19 protein-coding genes are annotated in these 20,275 nt (G+C 51.9%); 11 read left to right on the top strand and 8 right to left on the bottom strand.

The genetic code is table 11. From position 1 onward, the window contains the following. Positions 1 to 20: 20 nt before the first annotated feature. Entirely contained in the window at positions 21 to 938 is a 918-nt protein-coding gene (locus FDX01_RS12215; RefSeq protein WP_135911738.1) for an ABC transporter substrate-binding protein, read from the bottom strand. A gap of 229 nt (positions 939 to 1,167) precedes the next feature. Continuing rightward, positions 1,168 to 3,465: a beta-glucosidase BglX gene (bglX, locus tag FDX01_RS12210; RefSeq protein WP_137399843.1), complete on the bottom strand. Its 2,298-nt coding sequence runs from the start codon at positions 3,463 to 3,465 to the stop codon at positions 1,168 to 1,170. Between the two features lie 232 nt (positions 3,466 to 3,697). On the opposite strand from bglX, the gene dld reads away from it, so the two are divergent. Next, positions 3,698 to 5,410, top strand: coding sequence for a D-lactate dehydrogenase (gene dld, locus FDX01_RS12205; protein ID WP_135911736.1), 1,713 nt, complete (start codon positions 3,698 to 3,700; stop codon positions 5,408 to 5,410). Between the two features lie 64 nt (positions 5,411 to 5,474). On the opposite strand, the gene pbpG is transcribed toward dld, so the two are convergent. Then, positions 5,475 to 6,410, bottom strand: coding sequence for a D-alanyl-D-alanine endopeptidase (gene pbpG / locus FDX01_RS12200; protein WP_115258039.1), 936 nt, complete (start codon positions 6,408 to 6,410; stop codon positions 5,475 to 5,477). A 180-nt stretch (positions 6,411 to 6,590) separates the two neighbouring features. After that, the gene (locus FDX01_RS12195) at positions 6,591 to 7,178 is read right to left on the bottom strand and encodes a Yip1 family protein (protein ID WP_096756500.1); all 588 of its coding nucleotides are present in this window, start codon (positions 7,176 to 7,178) and stop codon (positions 6,591 to 6,593) included. A gap of 163 nt (positions 7,179 to 7,341) precedes the next feature. Here FDX01_RS12195 and FDX01_RS12190 point away from each other — a divergent pair, with 163 nt between their 5' ends. Further along, positions 7,342 to 7,920: a DedA family protein gene (locus FDX01_RS12190; RefSeq protein ID WP_115258037.1), complete on the top strand. Its 579-nt coding sequence runs from the start codon at positions 7,342 to 7,344 to the stop codon at positions 7,918 to 7,920. A gap of 18 nt (positions 7,921 to 7,938) precedes the next feature. On the opposite strand, the gene mdtQ is transcribed toward FDX01_RS12190, so the two are convergent. Next, positions 7,939 to 9,378, bottom strand: a complete 1,440-nt coding sequence (gene mdtQ / locus FDX01_RS12185) for a multidrug resistance outer membrane protein MdtQ (protein WP_137399842.1) — start codon at positions 9,376 to 9,378, stop codon at positions 7,939 to 7,941. A gap of 169 nt (positions 9,379 to 9,547) precedes the next feature. Here mdtQ and FDX01_RS12180 point away from each other — a divergent pair, with 169 nt between their 5' ends. Together FDX01_RS12180 and yohP are read left to right on the top strand one after the other, a co-directional pair. After that, positions 9,548 to 10,282, top strand: a complete 735-nt coding sequence (locus FDX01_RS12180) for a class I SAM-dependent methyltransferase (RefSeq protein WP_117343468.1) — start codon at positions 9,548 to 9,550, stop codon at positions 10,280 to 10,282. Positions 10,283 to 10,341: 59 nt separating this feature from the next. Then, positions 10,342 to 10,425: a small membrane protein YohP gene (gene yohP / locus FDX01_RS24145; RefSeq protein ID WP_000698460.1), complete on the top strand. Its 84-nt coding sequence runs from the start codon at positions 10,342 to 10,344 to the stop codon at positions 10,423 to 10,425. A gap of 56 nt (positions 10,426 to 10,481) precedes the next feature. On the opposite strand, the gene dusC is transcribed toward yohP, so the two are convergent. After that, the gene (gene dusC / locus FDX01_RS12170; RefSeq protein ID WP_137399841.1) at positions 10,482 to 11,420 is read right to left on the bottom strand and encodes a tRNA dihydrouridine(16) synthase DusC; all 939 of its coding nucleotides are present in this window, start codon (positions 11,418 to 11,420) and stop codon (positions 10,482 to 10,484) included. Positions 11,421 to 11,625: 205 nt separating this feature from the next. Between dusC and FDX01_RS12165 the strand changes: the two genes are divergently transcribed. From FDX01_RS12165 to preA, 7 genes are all read left to right on the top strand, one after another. Further along, a complete protein-coding gene (locus FDX01_RS12165) occupies positions 11,626 to 12,024 on the top strand; it encodes a CidA/LrgA family protein (protein ID WP_137399840.1) in 399 nt (132 codons plus the stop codon). Further along, the gene (locus tag FDX01_RS12160) at positions 12,021 to 12,716 is read left to right on the top strand and encodes a CidB/LrgB family autolysis modulator (protein ID WP_096756493.1); all 696 of its coding nucleotides are present in this window, start codon (positions 12,021 to 12,023) and stop codon (positions 12,714 to 12,716) included. The genes FDX01_RS12165 and FDX01_RS12160 overlap by 4 nt, the downstream gene beginning before the upstream one ends. Positions 12,717 to 12,863: 147 nt before the next feature. Next, positions 12,864 to 13,748, top strand: a complete 885-nt coding sequence (cdd, locus tag FDX01_RS12155; RefSeq protein WP_137399839.1) for a cytidine deaminase — start codon at positions 12,864 to 12,866, stop codon at positions 13,746 to 13,748. A 205-nt stretch (positions 13,749 to 13,953) separates the two neighbouring features. Next, a complete protein-coding gene (gene sanA / locus FDX01_RS12150) occupies positions 13,954 to 14,673 on the top strand; it encodes an outer membrane permeability protein SanA (protein WP_096756491.1) in 720 nt (239 codons plus the stop codon). Between the two features lie 2 nt (positions 14,674 to 14,675). Then, complete coding sequence (locus FDX01_RS12145; protein WP_096756490.1) at positions 14,676 to 14,915, top strand: DUF2542 family protein; 240 nt, start codon at positions 14,676 to 14,678, stop codon at positions 14,913 to 14,915. A 233-nt stretch (positions 14,916 to 15,148) separates the two neighbouring features. Continuing rightward, complete coding sequence (locus tag FDX01_RS12140; protein WP_137399838.1) at positions 15,149 to 16,390, top strand: NAD(P)-dependent oxidoreductase; 1,242 nt, start codon at positions 15,149 to 15,151, stop codon at positions 16,388 to 16,390. Then, positions 16,384 to 17,619, top strand: a complete 1,236-nt coding sequence (gene preA / locus FDX01_RS12135) for an NAD-dependent dihydropyrimidine dehydrogenase subunit PreA (protein ID WP_137399837.1) — start codon at positions 16,384 to 16,386, stop codon at positions 17,617 to 17,619. Before FDX01_RS12140 ends, preA begins: the two co-directional genes overlap by 7 nt. Before the next feature lie 61 nt (positions 17,620 to 17,680). Here the strand turns inward: preA and mglC are convergent, their stop codons facing one another. Beyond that, the gene (mglC, locus tag FDX01_RS12130) at positions 17,681 to 18,691 is read right to left on the bottom strand and encodes a galactose/methyl galactoside ABC transporter permease MglC (RefSeq protein ID WP_115258030.1); all 1,011 of its coding nucleotides are present in this window, start codon (positions 18,689 to 18,691) and stop codon (positions 17,681 to 17,683) included. Positions 18,692 to 18,706: 15 nt separating this feature from the next. Further along, positions 18,707 to 20,227, bottom strand: a complete 1,521-nt coding sequence (gene mglA / locus FDX01_RS12125) for a galactose/methyl galactoside ABC transporter ATP-binding protein MglA (protein ID WP_096756486.1) — start codon at positions 20,225 to 20,227, stop codon at positions 18,707 to 18,709. Positions 20,228 to 20,275: the final 48 nt, after the last annotated feature.

Here is a 20,275-nt window from a genome sequence, read left to right as displayed (position 1 = left end):
CTCACCTGATGCAAACTCCGTTACTTCACCCATCCTTTTTGTTTCAGGTAATCTGCTGCGACTTTTTTCGCATCCAGTCCTTCCACGGCAATACTGGCATTAAGCTGTTGCAGCGTTTTTTCATCGAGACTGGCAAAGACTGGTTGCAGCCATTCCGCCATTTGTGGGTAGGCCTGCAGTACTGATTCACGCACCACCGGCGCAGGAGCATAGATCGGCTGGACACCTTTCGGATCGCTGAGCGTTTGCAGCCCCAGCGCCGCAACAGGGCCGTCGGTCCCGTAGGCCATCGCGGCATTTACGCCTGAGGTTTGCTGCGCGGCAGCTTTAATGGTCACCGCCGTGTCTCCCCCTGCCAGCGATAAAAGCTGATTTTGATTGAGCTTAAAGCCATAAGCTTTTTCAAACGCAGGCAACGCATCCGCACGTTCGATAAACTCTGCCGAGGCGGCCAGTTTGAACGTGCCGCCGTCTTTCAGGTAGCGTCCCAGGTCAGCCAGCGAAACGAGCTTATTCTTTTCGGCAACATCCTGACGGAGGGCAATGGTCCAGGTGTTATTGGCGGGCGCAGGCGTTAGCCAGACCAGTTTGTTCTGTTCCGCATCCAGTTTTTTGACTTTTTCATAACCGGCCTGCGCATTTTTCCATGCCGGGTCATTTTCATCTTTAAAGAAGAAAGCCCCGTTTCCGGTATATTCCGGGTAAATATCGAGTTCGCCGGAGGTGATGGCCCCGCGCACCACTGGTGTGGTTCCCAACTGGACTTTATTGACGGTTTTCACGCCGTGGCTTTCAAGCACCTGCAAAATCATATTGCCGAGCAGCGCCCCTTCCGTATCAATTTTTGATCCCACCGTGACGGGTGATGCGGCCTGCAGGGGTAAGCTCATCGCGGCAAACAGCGCCAGCGAGCCCGCCCAAACCTTTGAGATTATCATGCTGCTCTCCTCATCCTTTGACTGTCCTTTTCAGGACATAGAGGGAAAAGCATAGTCGAAAAATCTGACCTTAACCTGGCAATTGAGGGGTAACGGAGGGAAGGATTAGCAGTAACTCGGTGATAAATATAAAAAGACCGGCAAAACCTCAGGGGCTTTGCCGGTGGGGATGAATCGATGGACCTGACACGTGTGGAGCCATCAGGTCTGACGCAAATTCACCTGATCATTACAGCAGTTCAAACTCGCCCTGCTTCACTCTGGCAGAATCTACGCCGATAAAGACGTTGAATTTGCCCGGCTCCACATCGTATTGCATACGCTGGTTCCAGTATTTCAGCGCCTCAATATCAATCGGGAAACTGACCGTTTGCGTCTCGCCCGGTTTGAGATTCACCTTCTCAAATCCTTTCAGCTGTTTGACAGGGCGACTCATGGAGGCGGTCACATCCTGTAAATACATCTGAATCACCGTCGCTCCTTCGCGTTTGCCGGTGTTAGTGACCTGCACGCTGGCGGTGACCGTTCCATCACGCTTCATCGTTGGTGCAGAAAGCTTCACATCAGAAACGGTAAAGGTGGTGTAGCTAAGACCATAGCCAAAGGGATACAGCGGTCCGTTGGCTTCGTCAAAGTAGCGTGAGGTGTATTTGTTCGGCTTATCGGCGTTATACGGACGACCGGTATTCAGGTGGCTGTAATAGACCGGGATCTGCCCGACAGAGCGCGGGAAAGACATCGGCAGTTTACCTGACGGGTTGTAATCGCCAAACAGGACATCGGCAATGGCGTTGCCGCCTTCCGTCCCGGCAAACCAGGTTTCCAGAATCGCGTCGGCCTGCTGGTCTTCTTTCACCAGCGCCAATGGACGCCCGTTCATCAGCACCAGCACCAGCGGCTTGCCGGTGGCTTTCAGCGCGGTAATCAGGTCACGCTGGCTTTGCGGAATCGTGATATCGGTCCGGCTGGAGGCTTCATGCGCCATACCTTGCGCTTCACCGACCACAGCGACCACCACATCAGACTGCTGCGCGGCCTTGACCGCTTCATCAATCATGGCCTGCGGCGAGCGTGGGTCGACTTTCACCGCCTCTTCATACAGATTGAGGAAGTCGACAATGCCTTTATCGTTAGTGATATTCGCCCCTTTGGCGTACACCACTTTGCCCTTATCGCCGAGCGCATTTTTAATGCCCGTCAGAACCGTCACTGACTGTTCGGCAACGCCTGCTGCCGACCAGCTGCCCATCACATCACGCTTGCTGTCCGCCAGTGGTCCCACGACTGCCACGGTCCCCGATTTCTTCAGCGGTAACGTTTCCAGACGGTTTTTCAGCAGCACCAGACTTTCGCGGGCAACGTCACGCGCGTCTTTACGGTGTAAACGGCTTTCCGCGTTGGTGTCCTGCGGGTCAGTCTCTTTGGCCCCCAGATGGCTGTACGGATCGTTAAACAGCCCCATATCATATTTGACGTTCAGCACATGACGCGCGGCATCGTCCAGTTCAGCCATCGTCACCTTACCTGACTTAATCAGGCCCGGTAGATACTTACTGTAATACTCATCGCTCATGCTCATGTTAATGCCGGACTTGATCGCCACGCGCACCGCGTCTTCCGGATCGGAGGCGGTACCATGTTTGATCAACTCTTTAATCGCGCCGTGATCGGAAACGGTAATCCCTTTAAAGCCCCACTCATCGCGCAGCACATCTTTCAACAGCCAGGCGTCAGAAGTCGCAGGGGTGCCGTTCAGCGAGTTAAGACCCACCATCACCGCCCCGCTCCCGGCGTCTAACCCGGCTTTGTACGGTGGCATATAGTCGTTAAACAACCGCTGCGGACTCATATCCACGGTGTTGTACTCTTTTCCGCCTTCTACCGCGCCATAGGCGGCGAAGTGTTTGACGCTGGTCATCACCGAATAGCGATCGGCCGGGCTTTTACCCTGCATCGCTTCGACCATGGTTTTGCCCATCGTGGCGGTCAAATAAGTATCTTCCCCGAAACCTTCTGAGGCACGTCCCCAGCGCGGATCACGCGAGACATCAACCATTGGCGCCCAGGTCATATTCAGGCCATCGTCTGCGGCTTCATAGGCAGAAACGCGCCCCACCGTTCTGACCGCATCCAGATTAAACGATGACGCCAGACCGAGGCTTATCGGGAACACGGTGCGCTGACCGTGCAGTACGTCATAGGCGAAAAAAAGAGGGATTTTCAGGCGGCTGAGTTCCATCACCTGATCCTGCATTTTACGGATATCCTCGCGGGTAACGGTGTTAAAAATCGCCCCAACCTGCCCGTCTTTGATCATCTCACGGATGGCTTCTTTCGGGTTATCCGGCCCGACGCTTATCAAACGTAGTTGGCCGATCTTCTCATCGACGGTCATCTGTTTGAGTAAATCGGTAACAAATGCATCCCGTGCTTCAGGGGTCAGAGGATGGTTACCAAACAAGGAGTCCGCCAGCGCTGGCTGAAACGCCAGGCTCACCGCGATACCTACAGAACAAAGCCATTTCATGTTGATTCTCTCTTTATTTTTTCCCGACGAGGCAGCGAAAATATAACAAAAACCGCAGTTTGCCGTAAGCCTAAACGGGAGAGATAAAGAAAGCTAAGGTTATTCTCCTAATTTTGAAATCCGGGATGAATGAAGCACAGCCAATTCAGAGACAACCTGAATGAGAAAGCGTATTGTCATACAGAGCGCTATGCTTGTTTCTGATATTTTTGCCCACCACAAGGAGTGGAGAATGTCTTCCATTACAACAACCGATAATAAAGCGTTGCTTAACGAACTGGCCCGTCTGGTGGGTCATTCGCACCTGCTTACCGAACCGTCTAAAACGGCCCGCTATCGCAAGGGCTTCCGCTCAGGTCAGGGCGAGGCGTTAGCCGTTGTCTTTCCTGGCTCATTGCTGGAACTGTGGCGTGTGCTGAACGCCTGCGTCGTCGCCGACAAAATTATCCTGATGCAGGCTGCCAACACCGGACTAACCGAAGGCTCTACGCCCAGCGGCAATGACTACGATCGTGAGATTGTTATTATCAGCACCCTGCGCCTCGACAAACTGCACGTCATCGGCAAAGGCGAACAGGTTCTGGCGTATCCCGGCACCACGCTCTATTCGCTGGAAAAAGCACTCAAGCCATTTGGTCGCGAACCGCATTCGGTGATTGGCTCTTCATGCATTGGCGCATCGGTGATTGGTGGGATTTGCAACAACTCCGGCGGCTCGTTGGTACAGCGCGGCCCGGCATATACCGAGATGTCGCTGTTTGCGCGAATTGACGAACAAGGCAAATTACAGCTGGTCAACCATCTGGGTATCGAACTTGGCCAGACGCCGGAGCAGATCCTCAGCAAACTTGATGACGAACGCATTAAAGATGACGATGTGCATCACGACGGGCGTCACGCGCACGATCACGATTACGTTACCCGCGTCAGAGATATCGAAGCCGATACCCCCGCACGCTATAACGCCGACCCGGACCGGCTGTTTGAATCTTCCGGCTGCGCGGGAAAACTGGCGGTGTTTGCGGTGCGCCTCGACACCTTTGAAGCCGAGAAAAATCAGCAGGTGTTTTATATCGGTACCAATCAGCCAGAGGTGCTGACGGAGATCCGCCGTCATATTCTGGCAAAGTTCGAACACCTGCCGGTCGCCGGCGAGTACATGCACCGTGATATCTACGATATCGCCGAGCAGTACGGCAAGGATACGTTTCTGATGATAGACAAGCTCGGCACCGACAAAATGCCGTTCTTCTTTACCCTGAAAGGTCGCACCGACGCGATGCTGGAAAAAGTGAAAATTTTCCGCCCGCACTTTACCGACCGTGCCATGCAGAAATTTGGCCATTTATTCCCCAGCCATTTACCGGCGCGGATGAAAAGCTGGCGCGATAAATACGAACACCACCTGCTGTTAAAAATGGCCGGTGGCGGCGTGGCCGAAGCACAAAGCTGGTTGACCGAGTTTTTCAAAACGGCCGAGGGCGATTTCTTTGCCTGTACGCCGGAAGAAGGCAGTAAAGCCTTTTTACACCGCTTTGCTGCAGCCGGAGCGGCGATTCGCTATCAGGCCGTCCATGCCGATGAGGTCGAAGATATTCTGGCGCTGGATATTGCGTTGCGCCGTAACGACACGGAATGGTATGAGCATCTGCCGCCCGAGATCGACAGTAAGCTGGTGCATAAGCTCTATTACGGACACTTTATGTGCTATGTCTTCCATCAGGATTACATTGTGAAGAAAGGTGTGGATGCGCATGCGCTGAAAGAGCAAATGCTGGAACTGTTGCAGGCTCGCGGGGCGCAGTACCCGGCAGAGCACAATGTGGGACACCTGTACAAAGCGCCGGAAACCTTGACGCGTTTTTATCGCGCCAACGATCCGACCAACAGCATGAACCCAGGGATCGGTAAAACCAGTAAACAGAAGTTCTGGAAAGAATCGTAGGCCCGATAAGCGTAAGCGCCATCGGGCACGTTGCCGGGGGCGCTTCGCTTGCCCGGCCTACGGTTTAATCGTTCTGCGCAGTTTGTTCACCCGTCGCCGCCATCTGTGCGGCTTTTTGCTTTTTATAGCTCAGTGCCGCCGCCGGAACCGGCATCACCTTGCCAGTTTCTATCCAGGTACGTAAACGGCTGGCATCGGCAAAATGGGTGTATTTACCAAACGCATCCATCACCACCAGCGCCACCGGTTTGTTGTTGATGACCGTGCGCATCACCAGACAGTGACCCGCCGCGTTGGTAAAGCCGGTTTTGGTGAGCTGGATATTCCAGTTATCGCGATACACCAGATGGTTGGTGTTGCGGAACGGCAGCGTATAGGCCGGGTTGGCAAAGGTGGCCATGTCTTCACGCGTGGTACTTAACTGACCAATCAGCGGATACTGTTTGCTGGCAATCAGTAATTTAGTGAGGTCACGGGCGGTCGACACGTTATGAATGGATAACCCTGTCGGTTCCACAAAGCGGGTCTTAGTCATCCCCAGTGATTTCGCTTTGGCATTCATCGCTTTGATAAACGCGTTATAACCGCCAGGATAATGATGCGCCAGGCTTGCCGCCGCACGGTTTTCCGATGACATCAGCGCCAGCAGCAGCATGTCTTTGCGGCTGATTTCACTGTTCAGCCGTACACGAGAATAGATGCCTTTCATTTCTGGCGTCTGGCTGATGTCTACTTTCAGCTTTTCGTTCAGCGGCAGTCGTGCATCCAGCACCACCATCGCCGTCATTAATTTGGTGATCGACGCAATCGGACGCACAAGGTCCGGATGGTTCGAATAGATGACCTTATTGGTATTCAAATCAACAATCATCGCACTACCAGACGCAATCTCGGGTTGAGAGGCCGCTGCGGTAGCCGCCGTTTTCGCCACGGCTTGGGGTGCAAAAGGAACTGCCAGCACCAGGGCAAGGCTTAATAATGAAACTCGAAATTTAAGCATGATGAGATTTCTGATAATGGTTCACGCACGTCACAACGCACACCGCCCGAGATAGAGAATAATCTCAAGCTAGCGCAGGCATCATAACCACCCGGCAGCATTGCCGCCACCGGAGAATCATCTCGAAATGCTGCGTTGCTGGCTTTTACACCAGCAACGCAGGGTAGACAGGTTGTTAGCTTAGAACAATCGGTATCCGTACCCCCACAGGATAACCGTAATCGCCAGCAGAACTTCGAGCACCAGGACGCCAATTGCCAGCGTTGAGCTGGAAAAGCTGAGTCCTTCCTCTCTGCTGATATTCAGGAATGTCGGGATGCCGAGATACAGCAAATAGCCGGTGTAAAACAGCGCGATAGTTCCGACTAAGGCACACAGCCAGACCAGCGGATACAACGCCACCAGCCCACTTAAAAACAGCGGTGTGGCGACATAGCCGGCAAAGACCATGCAATGTGCCAGCGACGGACGCTGCGGATAGTTACGTGCCATCCACCAGATAACCCTGCCCATCACGGCCACGCCGGCCAGCATCACACCGTAAAACAGAATTGCCATCGCAAATCCGGTCAACAGGGATAACTGCAATACGTTGCCGTCGCCAAAATTCCAGCCAATTTGCGTGGTGCCAATAAATGCGCAAATGACCGGGATGGCCGCCATCAGCAGAACATGGTGGGTATAGTGATGCGAAACACTTTCATTTTCGCTGTTGATCACGTGCATTTCACGATCGGGATGGGAAAATAGCCCCCAGACATGGTTCATACCGCCCCCTTCTTGTCAGCTCCGGACCTCAACACTTCAAGTATAATTCAGCTTTTGATTATTTTATGTACACGGTAAAAATACCGATGAGCTGGGTGACGGCTTTTCCGGCATCAACAATTCATCAGGTGTATGCTAATGGTTGTGGAGGTCATACAGACGTATGGATATAAACAATCTTATTGCCCAGTACGGCTATGCGGCGCTCATCATTGGCAGCCTGGCCGAAGGCGAAACCATTACCCTGTTGGGCGGCGTGGCGGCGCATCAGGGATTACTCAAATTTCCGCTGGTTGTTGTCTCCGTCGCGCTGGGGGGAATGATTGGCGATCAGTTGCTGTATCTGCTTGGTCGTCGTTACGGCGGCAACATTCTCCGTCGCTTCTCGCGTCATCGGGCAAAAATTCAGTATGCACAGAAAATGATCCAGCGGCGCCCATACCTGTTCGTGGTCGGGACACGTTTTATGTATGGCTTTCGGGTCATTGGGCCCTTGCTGATTGGTGCCAGTCACCTGCCGCCGAAAATCTTTTTACCGCTGAATATTCTCGGCGCACTGGTCTGGGCATTGCTGTTTACTACCCTTGGTTATGTGGGTGGAGAAGTGGTCGCGCCGTGGCTGCACAGTCTCGACCAGCATATCAAGCATGGGGTATGGCTGATTCTGGTTGTTGGGCTGGTGGTGGCGGTCCGCTGGTGGATGAAACGGCGCAATAAACAAAAAACCGACCCGACAGCCTGAATCTGCCGGGCCAGACTCTTAGGATGCGTGGTATCCGCCACCCAGGGCGCTGGTGAGCTGAATAGACGCATCCAGCCACTGACCTTGTAGTATCAGGCCGTTACACTGTTCACGCAGTGCCGGAATTTTTGCCTCACTGACGCGGGAGCCGGCGATAATCCCGGCGTTGAACCGCGCCTGCGCAAGCCCCACTACCCGCTGCGCGTCATGTTCGATCTGCAGCTGATGCTGATTCTTCTGCGCCAGCGTATCCACCTGCGTTGCCGCACGCGCGACATCATTCACCGCATCAACCACCGCTTTATTGTAATTGGCCACGGTCAGGTTACTTTGCGCTTTGGTGATGTCGAGATTCGCATTCAACCTGCCGCTGTCGAAGATCGGGAGCGTTAATCCGGCTGTGACGCCCATTTGTTGGGCAGAATGGCGGAACAGATCGCTCAGATGTAAAGCATCCTGCTGCAGGAAGGCCATCAGGTTAACGTCGGGATAAAATGCCGCTTTTGCCGCATCAATACTGCTCAGAGAAGATTCAATGTACCAGTGAGCCGCCTGCAGGTCCGGTCGGCGGGCCAGTAAGGAATAACCTAACTGGGACGGCAACTGGCTTTCGACGACGGGCATCGTGGTGGCATGCAGCTTCAGCGAGGTGGACTGCGTGTTGGTCAGCGCGCTCAACCGCGCCTCGATGACCTTCATTTTCCCGTTGACGTCGTTGAGTTGCTGCTCCGTTTTACCGGAATCAATATCGGTTTCAACGCCTTCTACCGAGGAGGTCAACCCGTTTTGGTACAGCTCGCGATCGACGGTAATCACATTTTGCTGCTCGGTTTCGATTTGCGTCAGCACGGTCTTCAGCGCCGCCTGCGTCTGCCATTCCCAGTATAAGCGGGAGACACCGCTCGCCAAAAGCTGTCGGGTTTGCTCGCGCTCAGCTTCACGCGCTTTGACTGCACCAATGCGTGCTGTTACCTCCGCCCGATTCTTACCCCACAGATCCAGGTTCCAGCCAGCGGTTAATCCCATGGTGCCATTGGTGTACCACGGCCCGGTGGTGCCCGCCGCCGGATCGGTGAGGGCAAACGGTCCCATCAAGCCTTCTGCCGACATTTTCTGGCGCTCGACGTCTGCCGAGAAATCAATCTGCGGACCATCCTGCGCCTCAACGGCCTTCGCCTGCGCCTCTGCCAGTTGGATACGCTGCTCTGCCACCTGCATATCAGGCGAATTCTTTAATGTGCTGTCAATCAACGCATTCAACTGGGGATTGTGATATGCCTTCCACCATTGGCTATCCGGCCAACCATTTTTTAATGCCGCGGGTAACGCAGAATCCACATTTTCAGCGGGCGTCTGCTGTGAGAGCGACTGGCGGGTATCGTGCATTGGGGCACAACCGGGCAGCAGAATAAAAAGCGGCAAGCATGCCGCTGCAAGAAGCACAGAATTATGATTCATGGGGATATACTGGTAAGAAATGATGTGCAAAGAGTACGACTTGTCGCAGATGCTTTTTTAGTTACGCGTGGCAATACATCTTTGGACATCAAAATATATAATTAGAAAAATATATTCCCGTTTAATAATACGGATAAAATAATTCTAATAATTTATGAATGGAGGCACGATGTCACAAAATATCTATGATGATCCGCACTTCTTTGCCGGATATGCCACGCTGGACCGCTCCGTAAAAGGACTCGACGGCGCGCCCGAATGGCCAGCATTGCAGGCCATGCTCCCTCCGTTACAAGGTCAGCGCATTCTCGATCTAGGCTGCGGATACGGCTGGTTTTGCCGCTACGCACGCGATAACCACGCGGCAAGCGTCGTGGGCTTAGATATTTCAGAGAAAATGTTAGCCCAGGCTTGCAACATGACCACCGGAGAGGGTATTTCGTACCAGCGCAAAGATCTTGACGCGCTGACGTTGACCGCGGATTCCTTTGAGCTGGTTTATAGCTCGCTCGCCTTGCACTATTTGCAGGATATAGAGCGATTATTGGTAACCATTTACCAGGCGTTAACACCAGGCGGAATGTTGGTCTTTTCGGCAGAACACCCAATTTATACAGCGCCCCTCACCCAAGGTTGGATAAAAGACAAAACCGGGCAACTCTCCTGGCCGGTGAATCACTATCAGCAGGAAGGTGAACGCATCAGCAACTGGTTTGCTGAAGGGGTAAAAAAACAACACCGCAAGCTGGCAACCTGGATCAACGCGCTTATTGGCGCCGGGTTTGAGATTGTCTGTGTTGATGAGTGGGGACCGTCTGCTGAACAGATTGCCGCAAACCCCGCGTTGGATGAAGAGAAAGAGCGCCCGATGGTGTTTCTGCTCAGCGCACGTAAGCCGGCATAACAGTGCCTGCAGGCAGAGTTTTCAATACTAAATTTGAACTTACCAAAAAGGGAAGGCTAATGAAAATTCTGCTGTGGGCTATTTTAATTATTTTTCTGATTGGACTGTTGGTGGTGACTGGCGTGTTTAAGATGATTTTCTGACATCAATGCCGGATGGCGGCGTAAACGCCGTCTCCGGCCAGTAATATAATGACCGGTTAAATCTCAATGGCCTGAATCGTCCGTGCGATATCCGGTGAATTATTGAGAGCGCGAATCTCCTGAAACAGCGTCGTCGCTTCGGCATATTCTTTGCGTAAATATCCCAGCCACTGCTTAATACGCGCCACATGATATAGCCCGGTATCACCCTGCTTTTCCAGACGGGTATATTTTTTCAGTAATGTCACCACATCGGGCCACGGCATCCGCGGTTCGTTATATTTCACCACCCGACTCAGGTTCGGGATATTTAGCGCCCCGCGTCCGATCATCACCGCATCACATCCGGTGACCGCCATACAATTTTGCGCGCTCTGCCAGTCCCAGATTTCACCGTTGGCGATAACCGGAATCGTAAGACGCTGGCGGATCTCACCGATAGCCTGCCAGTTGATATGCTCCGCTTTATACCCTTGCTCTTTGGTGCGGCCATGAACCGCCAGTTCGCTGGCACCCGCCTGCTGAACGGCATCGGCGATTTCAAACTGCCGGTCGCTGCTGTCCCAGCCCAGGCGCACTTTCACCGTTACCGGCAAATGACCCGGCACCGCCTCGCGCATCGCCTTCGCCCCCTGATAGATAAGTTCAGGATCTTTCAATAGCGTTGCGCCGCCACCGCTGCCGTTAACCAGTTTTGACGGGCAGCCACAGTTCAGATCGACACCGTACGACCCCAGCTCAACCGCGCGGGCCGCGTTCTCTGCCAGCCATTGTGGATGCTGCCCCAGCAGTTGGATGCGCACCTGCGTGCCGGATGGGGTACGGCTGTTGTTATGCAGCTCCGGGCAGATCCGATGAAATACTTTTGCTGGCAGGAGCTGATCCACCACGCGCACAAATTCGGTGATGCACAGATCATAATCATTAACTTCAGTCAGCAGCTCGCGCACCAGTGAGTCGAGCACGCCTTCCATCGGCGCCAGTAAAACACGCATATTGTTACCTGCAAAAAAGAGAGGCGCTATGGTAGCGTCTCCGTACAAGAGATCAAAGCACTACACAGGCATCGCCCTGTCGATTGGGGCTATTGCCTGATGTTCCAGTTATCTATTTCCACTATGCTTAGAATTCATGATGTGATCGGTAGCACGTTTTTAAGTTTAATTGTATGATGAATAGGTCTCGTCAAGGGTTTCTACTATGAGCAAGTCACTGAACATTATCTGGCAATATTTACGCGCGTTTATCCTGATTTATGCCTGCCTGTATACGGGTATTTTTCTTGCCTCACTGCTGCCTATCACCATCCCGGGTAGCATTATTGGCATGCTGATTCTGTTTGTTCTGCTGGCATTACAGATACTACCAGCGAAATGGGTTAACCCCGGTTGCTACGTCCTGATTCGTTACATGGCGCTGCTGTTTGTCCCGATTGGCGTCGGGATCATGCAGTACTTTGACTTGCTGCGCGCGCAGTTTGGACCGGTCGTAGTGTCCTGCACCATCAGTACGCTGGTCGTTTTCCTGGTGGTGAGTTGGAGCTCACACCTTGTGCACGGTGAACGCAAAATCGTTGGGCAAAAAGGATCAAAAGAATGATGGCGTATATCTGGTGGTCGTTACCCCTCACGCTGGCGGTATTTTTTGGCGCACGTAAGCTGGCAATGCGGATCAAAATGCCGCTGCTGAACCCGCTGCTGGTTGCCATGGTGGTGATTATTCCTTTTCTGATCCTGACCGGCATTCCCTACGATCACTATTTCAAAGGTAGCGAAGTGCTGAACGATTTACTGCAACCTGCCGTGGTCGCGTTGGCATACCCGCTGTACGAACAGCTGCACCAAATCCGCGCCCGCTGGAAATCCATTATTGCCATCTGCTTTGCTGGTAGCATTGTGGCGATGGTCACCGGGACCACTATTGCGTTACTGATGGGGGCATCGCCAGAAATTGCCGCATCTATAATGCCTAAATCGGTCACCACGCCGATCGCCATGGCGGTGGGGGGTAGCATCGGCGGTATTCCTGCTATCAGCGCCGTCTGCGTCATCTTTGTCGGGATCCTGGGTGCCGTGTTTGGCCACACACTGTTAAATGCGATGCGCATTCGCACCAAGGCGGCGCGTGGACTGGCAATGGGGACCGCGTCACACGCCCTGGGTACGGCACGCTGCGCGGAGCTTGATTACCAGGAAGGTGCGTTCAGTTCCCTGGCACTGGTTATTTGCGGGATCATCACCTCGCTGGTGGCCCCCTTCCTGTTCCCGGTGATTCTGGCTGTAGTCGGTTAGCGCCATTTTTAGTTCATTTATTTGCGATGCGTTGCACATTTTTCATTTAAGTTTCATGAGTTGCATACACAGTGAGATTTGGATCACACATAAAGCCGTAACAGGCCCGTAAACTACGATTCCATTACATTGTTATGAGGCATCGCCATGCATCCACGTTTTCAAACTGCTTTCGCCCAACTCGCGGGTAACGTGCAATCAGCCCTGGCCCCCCTTCTGGCGGATGTCCATTTCCCCGCCATGTTGACTGCGGAGCAGGTCTCTTTGCTGAAACGCGAATCGGGACTGGACGAAGACGCGCTGGCATTCGCTCTGCTGCCGCTGGCTGCCGCCTGCGCACGTACCGATCTGTCCCATTTTAACGTTGGTGCCATTGCGCGCGGCGTCAGTGGCAACTGGTATTTTGGTAGCAATATGGAATTCCTCGGCGCGACGATGCAGCAAACCGTTCATGCCGAGCAAAGCGCCATCAGTCACGCCTGGCTGCGCGGAGAAAAGGGACTTGCCGCCATTACCGTCAACTACACCCCCTGCGGCCACTGCCGTCAGTTTATGAACGAGCTGAACAGCGGGCTGGATTTACGCATTCATTTGCCGGGTCGTGAGCCGCACGCGCTGCGTGACTACCTGCCGGATGCTTTTGGTCCGAAAGATCTCGACATCAAAACATTGCTGATGGATGAGCAGGATCACGGCTTTGTGCTGCAAGGTGACGCGCTGACGCAGGCGGCGATCGCCGCAGCCAACCGCTGCCATATGCCGTACAGCAACGCCCCAAGCGGTGTGGCACTGGAATGCAAAGACGGTCAAATCTTCAGCGGTAGCTACGCTGAAAACGCCGCCTTTAACCCCACTCTGCCTCCGCTGCAGGGTGCATTAAACCTGTTGAATCTGAACGGCTACGATTACCCGGATATTCAACGCGCCGTACTGGCAGAAAAAGCCGATGCGCCGTTGATCCAGTGGGATGCCACTGCCGCTACCCTGAAAGCTCTGGGCTGCAACCACATCGAGCGCGTTTTGCTAGCGTAAAAAGGTCGTCATGTAGGCCGGATAAGCCAACGCCGCCATCAGGCATTATCGCCATAGCCTGATGGCAACGCGTTAGCGTCTTATCTGACCTACATGATCTAAACAGTATTGCTGAAAATCCCCTCAATCAGACTGCTGTTTCTTGCGCTACGCCGTCGGGTACAGTAGCCTGATTAACATTCCATCCCATTGCCGAGTTATCTACATGTTAAAGCGCGTGTTTTACAGCTTGTTAGTCCTGTCAGGCTTACTGCTGTTGACGGTGCTTGGCCTCGACCGATGGATGAGCTGGAAGACGGCACCCTATATCTACGACGAATTGCAGGATTTACCCTACCGTCAGGTCGGCGTGGTATTAGGCACCGCGAAGTACTATCGCACCGGCGTGATTAACCAGTATTACCGCTACCGTATTCAGGGCGCATTAAACGCGTATAACAGCGGTAAGGTGAATTATCTGCTGCTCAGCGGCGACAATGCCCAGCAAAACTACAACGAACCGATGACGATGCGTAAAGATCTGATTGCCGCTGGCGTCGATCCTGCCGACATCGTGCTTGATTACGCCGGTTTCCGTACACTTGACTCCATTGTGCGCACCCGCAAAGTATTTGATACCAACGATTTCATCATTATCACTCAGCGATTCCACTGCGAGCGCGCGTTGTTTATTGCGCTGCATATGGGCATTCAAGCCCAGTGCTACGCGGTACCGTCACCAAAAGATATGCTGACCGTACGCGTACGCGAATTTGGCGCACGTTTTGGCGCCCTGGCCGATCTCTATCTTTTTAAACGTGAGCCGCGTTTTTTAGGTCCGCTGGTGCCCATCCCGGCCCTGCACCAGGTTCCGGATGATGCGCAGGGCTACCCGGCGGTCACGCCTGAACAATTGTTAGAATTACAAAAGAAACAAGGAAAATAAGCATGGATGTGCAAACCCTCTTCGTCGTTTTAGCCTTTCTGTTAATCCCTGTATTTTGTTTTCGTGAAGCCTGGAAGGGCTGGCGTACAGGTGCGGTGGATAAAATAAAGAAGAACGCCCGTGAACCCGTTTATGCCTATCGTCATCAAGAACCGCTGCAATTCTGGTCATACGTTCTTGTTTACGCCGGATGCGGATGTTTATCTTTTGGCATGGTGATTTATTTAATCTTTTATCGATAAAATCCAGTTATTAATATTAGCGCTTGAGAATAGCTAATATTATGATAATAATTCCTATTTTAACATAAGGGATTAATGCTGCTTATCGGCATTTCCCTCACACCATCTTTTATTTGTGAAACCTTTCACAGAATACTCTTCCTGCAATGCTTAGCCTTAAGAAAGGCTTTTTTATTTTTATATTTTGTTATTAACAGTTCGCCTTAATTTACTCAAGCATTAAGGAAGAAAAGATGCCACAACAAAATTATCTGGATGAACTAACGCCCGCTTTCACCCCCTTATTAGCAATAAAAGAGGCCTCGCGTTGTTTATTATGTCACGATGCCCCCTGTAGTCAGGATTGTCCGGCACAAACTGACCCAGGGAAATTTATCCGCTCCATCTATTTTCGCAATTTTAAGGGTGCAGCCGAAACTATTCGCGAAAATAATGCGCTCGGCGCCATTTGTGCCCGGGTATGCCCCACCGAAAAATTATGCCAGCGTGGATGTACGCGCTCAGGAATAGATCAACCGATCGATATTGCACGCCTGCAACGTTTTATTACCGATTTTGAACAGCAGACGGCGATGAAAATTTATCAACCGGCAACCAAAACACGAGGCAAAGTCGCCATTATCGGCGCAGGACCAGCTGGGTTGCAGGCCAGCGTGACGTTGAGTAACCTGGGTTATGACGTAACGATCTACGAAAAGCAGGCTCAGCCGGGTGGCTGGCTACGCTTTGGCATTCCTGAGTTTCGCCTGCCCCAGTCTGTTTTGGATCTTGAGATTGCTCGTATCGTTGAAATGGGCGTCACCATCAAGTGCGATTGCGAAGTCGGCAACACGATCGCCGTCGAACAACTCAAAGCTGAAAATCGCGCCGTGCTGGTGACTGTTGGGATGTCTTACGGTTCCACCCTGCCATTGTTTGACGAGGCGGATAACGTTGAGATTGCCGTCGATTTCCTGCAACGCGTGCGACAGGCGCACGGTGATATCACCTTACCGCAGAGTGCGTTAATTATCGGCGGGGGCGATGTCGCCATGGATGTCGCCAGCACGCTGAAACTCCTCGGCTGCCCGTCAGTTACCTGTGTCGCTCGTGAAGAATTAGCTGAATTTCCCGCCAGTGACAAAGAGTTTACCAGCACGCAGGCATTAGGCGTGTCGATCATCGACGGTTTTACGCCGGTAGCGGTTGCCGGAAATAAAGTCACCTTTAAACACGTGCGTCTGCCAGGGGAACTCTCTCTTGAAGCCGAGCATATTATGCTCGCCGTCGGCCAACACGCGCAGTTGGATGCATTTCACGCGTTAACAGCGCAACGTAATCTTATTGAAACCCATAATTATCAAACCGCCGATCCGGTTATTTTCGCCGCTGGCGATATTGTCAAAGGAGATAAAACCGTGGTGTCTGCCGTGAAAACCGGTAAAGAAGCCGCTCAGGCAATTCATCACTATTTAGAGGGGGCTTGCTCATGTTAACGAAAGATCTTTCTATTACCTTTTGCGGCGTAAAATTCCCCAACCCGTTTTGCCTCTCTTCTTCTCCGGTAGGCAACTGCTTTGAGATGTGCGCCAAAGCCTATGACACCGGCTGGGGCGGCATTGTGTTTAAAACAATTGGTTTTTTTATTGCCAACGAAGTCTCCCCACGATTTGACCATCTGACAAAAGAAGATACCGGCTTTATTGGCTTCAAGAATATGGAGCAGATTGCCGAACATCCGCTGGAAGAGAACCTGGCCGCCATTCGTAAACTGAAACAACATTACCCTGATAAGGTGCTGATTGCGTCAATCATGGGCGAAAATGAGCAGCAATGGCAGGAGCTGGCACGACTGGTTGAAGAAGCCGGTGCAGATATGATTGAGTGCAACTTCTCGTGTCCGCAGATGACTTCACATGCGATGGGCAGCGATGTCGGGCAAAGCCCGGAGTTGGTTGAGAAATACTGTCAGGCAGTTAAACGCGGTTCCTCCCTGCCGATGTTAGCCAAAATGACGCCAAATATCGGTGATATGTGCGAAGTCGCTCTGGCGGCTAAACACGGAGGCGCTGACGGTATCGCGACCATTAACACCGTAAAATCCATCACCAATATCGACCTGAAGCGGAAGATCGGCATGCCGGTGGTCAACGGGAAATCCAGTATTTCTGGCTATTCCGGCAAGGCTGTAAAACCCATCGCACTGCGCTTTATCCAACAACTGCGTTCGCACCCAGAACTGCATGATTTCCCGATTAGCGGCATTGGCGGTATTGAAACCTGGGAAGATGCTGCCGAATTCTTGCTGTTAGGCGCAGCCACGCTGCAGGTCACCACCGGGATCATGCAGTACGGCTACCGTATTGTGGAAGATATGACCAGCGGACTGTCGCACTATCTTGCCGATCAGGGGTTTAACTCACTGGAAGAGATGGTCGGTCTTGCCAATGCCAATATTATTCCGGCTGAAGATCTTGACCGTAGTTACATCGTCTACCCCCATATCAACCTCGAAAAATGCGTCGGCTGCGGACGCTGCTATATCTCCTGCTATGACGGAGGACATCAGGCGATGGAGTGGGATGAGCAGACCCGTACACCGCACTGCGACACGGAAAAATGCGTCGGCTGCTTGCTGTGTGGTCACGTTTGTCCGGTCGCCTGCATCGATTTAGGCGAGGTCAAATTCAAAACAGGTGAGAAAGCACATGCAGTAACGCTGTAACACAAGTAACAAAAAGCCCGGTGCAGTCATTTCTCTGCCCCGGGCTTTTTGTTGTCTATCGTTACTTCTTACGCGCGTATTTCAGTGAGTCCAGCGCCACGGCGAAGATAATAATGCCGCCTTTAATGATGTACTGCCAGTAAGGGTTCACGCCGATGTAGGTCAGGCCATAGTTGATGACGGTGAAGATTATCACACCGGTCACTACGCCAAAGACGGTACCGACCCCACCACTGAACGACACGCCGCCCACGACACAGGCCGCAATGGCATCAAGCTCATACATAAAGCCGAGGTTGTTGGTTGCCGAGCCGATACGCCCTGCTTCCAGCAAACCACCGAAGGCATAGAACACCCCGGACAGCGCATAGATAATCAGCAGGTTCAGCGCAACGTTAACACCCGACACTTTCGCCGCTTCCGGGTTACCGCCAATGGCAAAAATGTTTTTACCGAAGCGGGTCTTATTCCACAGTACCCAAACAAAGGCCACCGCAATCAGCGCATAGAAGGTGATGTAGGAGAGTCGGAAACTGCCCAGCGCAATAAAGCCCTGCGCAAAGGTGGAGAACCCGCTGTCAAAGCCAGAAATAGGCGATGCCCCAACGAAATCGTAATACAGTGAGTTGATCCCGTACACGATGATCATCGTACCAAGGGTAGTAATAAACGGCGTCACGTTCAGGTAAGCAATGATGATACCGTTCACCAGGCCGATAATGGCACCGATGGCACAAACAATCAGTACCACCACGATGATCGGCATAGTGGCCATTTCCGGGAACACCTTGTTGGCGTTCTCCATAGATTGCAGCAACGTTGCGGCAACCACCGCCGCCAGGCCAACCTGACGCCCGGCTGACAGGTCAGTACCTTGGGTAACAATCAGTCCGGCTACGCCCAGCGCGATAATAATACGCACCGAGGATTGGGTCAGAATGTTACTCAAGTTCAGTAAACTTAAGAATGTGGGGTCCTGGAAAATAATAATGGCCAGCAGAACTAAAAGAACAACGTAAATTCCGCCTTCTTTCAGGTAAGTAAGAAAACTTTTCTTATTTAACGCACTCATGAGGAGCCCCTAATCTTAAAGGTGCAAAGACGCAAGACGGAGGATTTCGTTTTGCGTTGTTGTTTTCGTGTCAACAATTCCAGCCACGAGACCATTGCTCATAACCAGAATACGATCGGTAATACCCAGCAGTTCCGGCATTTCAGAGGAGATGATAATAATCCCCTTCTCCTTTTTCGCCAGTTCTGCAATTAACTGATAAATTTCAAATTTTGCACCAACGTCGATTCCTCGCGTGGGTTCATCCAGCATCAGTATCTCTGGCTGCGTTAACAACCAACGACCAATAACCACCTTTTGCTGGTTACCACCGGACAGGGAACCAATTTGCGTACGATGGCCAGGTGTTTTTACCCTCATTGAGTCAATAACCCATTGGGTATCGCTCTTCATGCGGGAATTATCCAACAGACCCACTTTATTTTTATAGTTCTGAATATTGGAGATTAACGAGTTAAATCCAATATCCAGATAGGCATAAATACCGGTTGAACGGCGCTCTTCCGTGACCAGCGCAAAACCATGGTTAATGGCTTCATTGGCGCTGTGGTTATTAATTTTTTTGCCGTGGAGCGTAATCGTACCCGATGATTTTTCACGAATACCAAAAAGGGTTTCAACGATATCCGTGCGTTTTGCGCCGACTAAACCGGCAATACCGAGGATTTCCCCTTTATGCAGATCAAAAGAGATATCACGAATTGACGGTTGACGTAACGACGTCAGATTGCGTACTTCAAGAATCACTTCACCAGGCGTGTTCTCTTTGTCCGGGAAACGTTGGTTCAGCGAACGTCCCACCATCATGGCGATGATCTTATCCATATCCAGCCCTTCAAGCGGCTGGGTGGCAATCCACTGGCCATCACGCAGGACGGTGATTTCATCGCACAACTGGAAGATTTCTTCCATCTTGTGAGAAATATATACGATACCGCAGCCACGTTCTTTCAGCTTACGGATGATGGTGAACAGATGATTAACCTCTTTTTCGGTTAACGATGAGGTCGGTTCATCCATGATGACGATTTTGGCGTCATACGAAAATGCTTTGGCAATTTCTATCATCTGCATTTGTGAAACCGATAACGTACCGACACGCGCACGCGGATCGATATCAATATCCAGCTCATCAAATATCGCTTTGGTATCACGGTACATTTTATCCTGGTCGACAAACATGCCTTTGGTGGGATAACGCCCCAGCCACATGTTGTCCATCACAGAACGTTGTAAAACCAGGTTTAATTCCTGGTGTACCATTGAAATACCGTTTTCAAGCGCTTCTTTAGCAGAATGAAAATCGATTTCTTTACCCTGAAATAAAATACTGCCGGAATCTTTTTGATAGATCCCAAAAAGACATTTTAATAATGTCGACTTTCCAGCACCATTCTCGCCCATCAAGGCATGAATAGAATGTGGGCGGACTTTTAAATTAACATTATCAAGAGCCTTAACGCCCGGAAAGGACTTGTTGATGCCGCTCATTTCCAACAAGTATTCGCCTGACGACTGAGTATTAGTGCTGACCATAATTATACCTTGTTGGCCTTGCAAAGCGTGTTATTAAGGGCGCAACCA

The organism is Citrobacter sp. wls613 (genome assembly GCF_005281195.1).
GTDB classification, from domain to species: Bacteria; Pseudomonadota; Gammaproteobacteria; order Enterobacterales; family Enterobacteriaceae; genus Citrobacter; species Citrobacter gillenii.
This window is presented reverse-complemented; position numbering and strand designations above follow the sequence as displayed.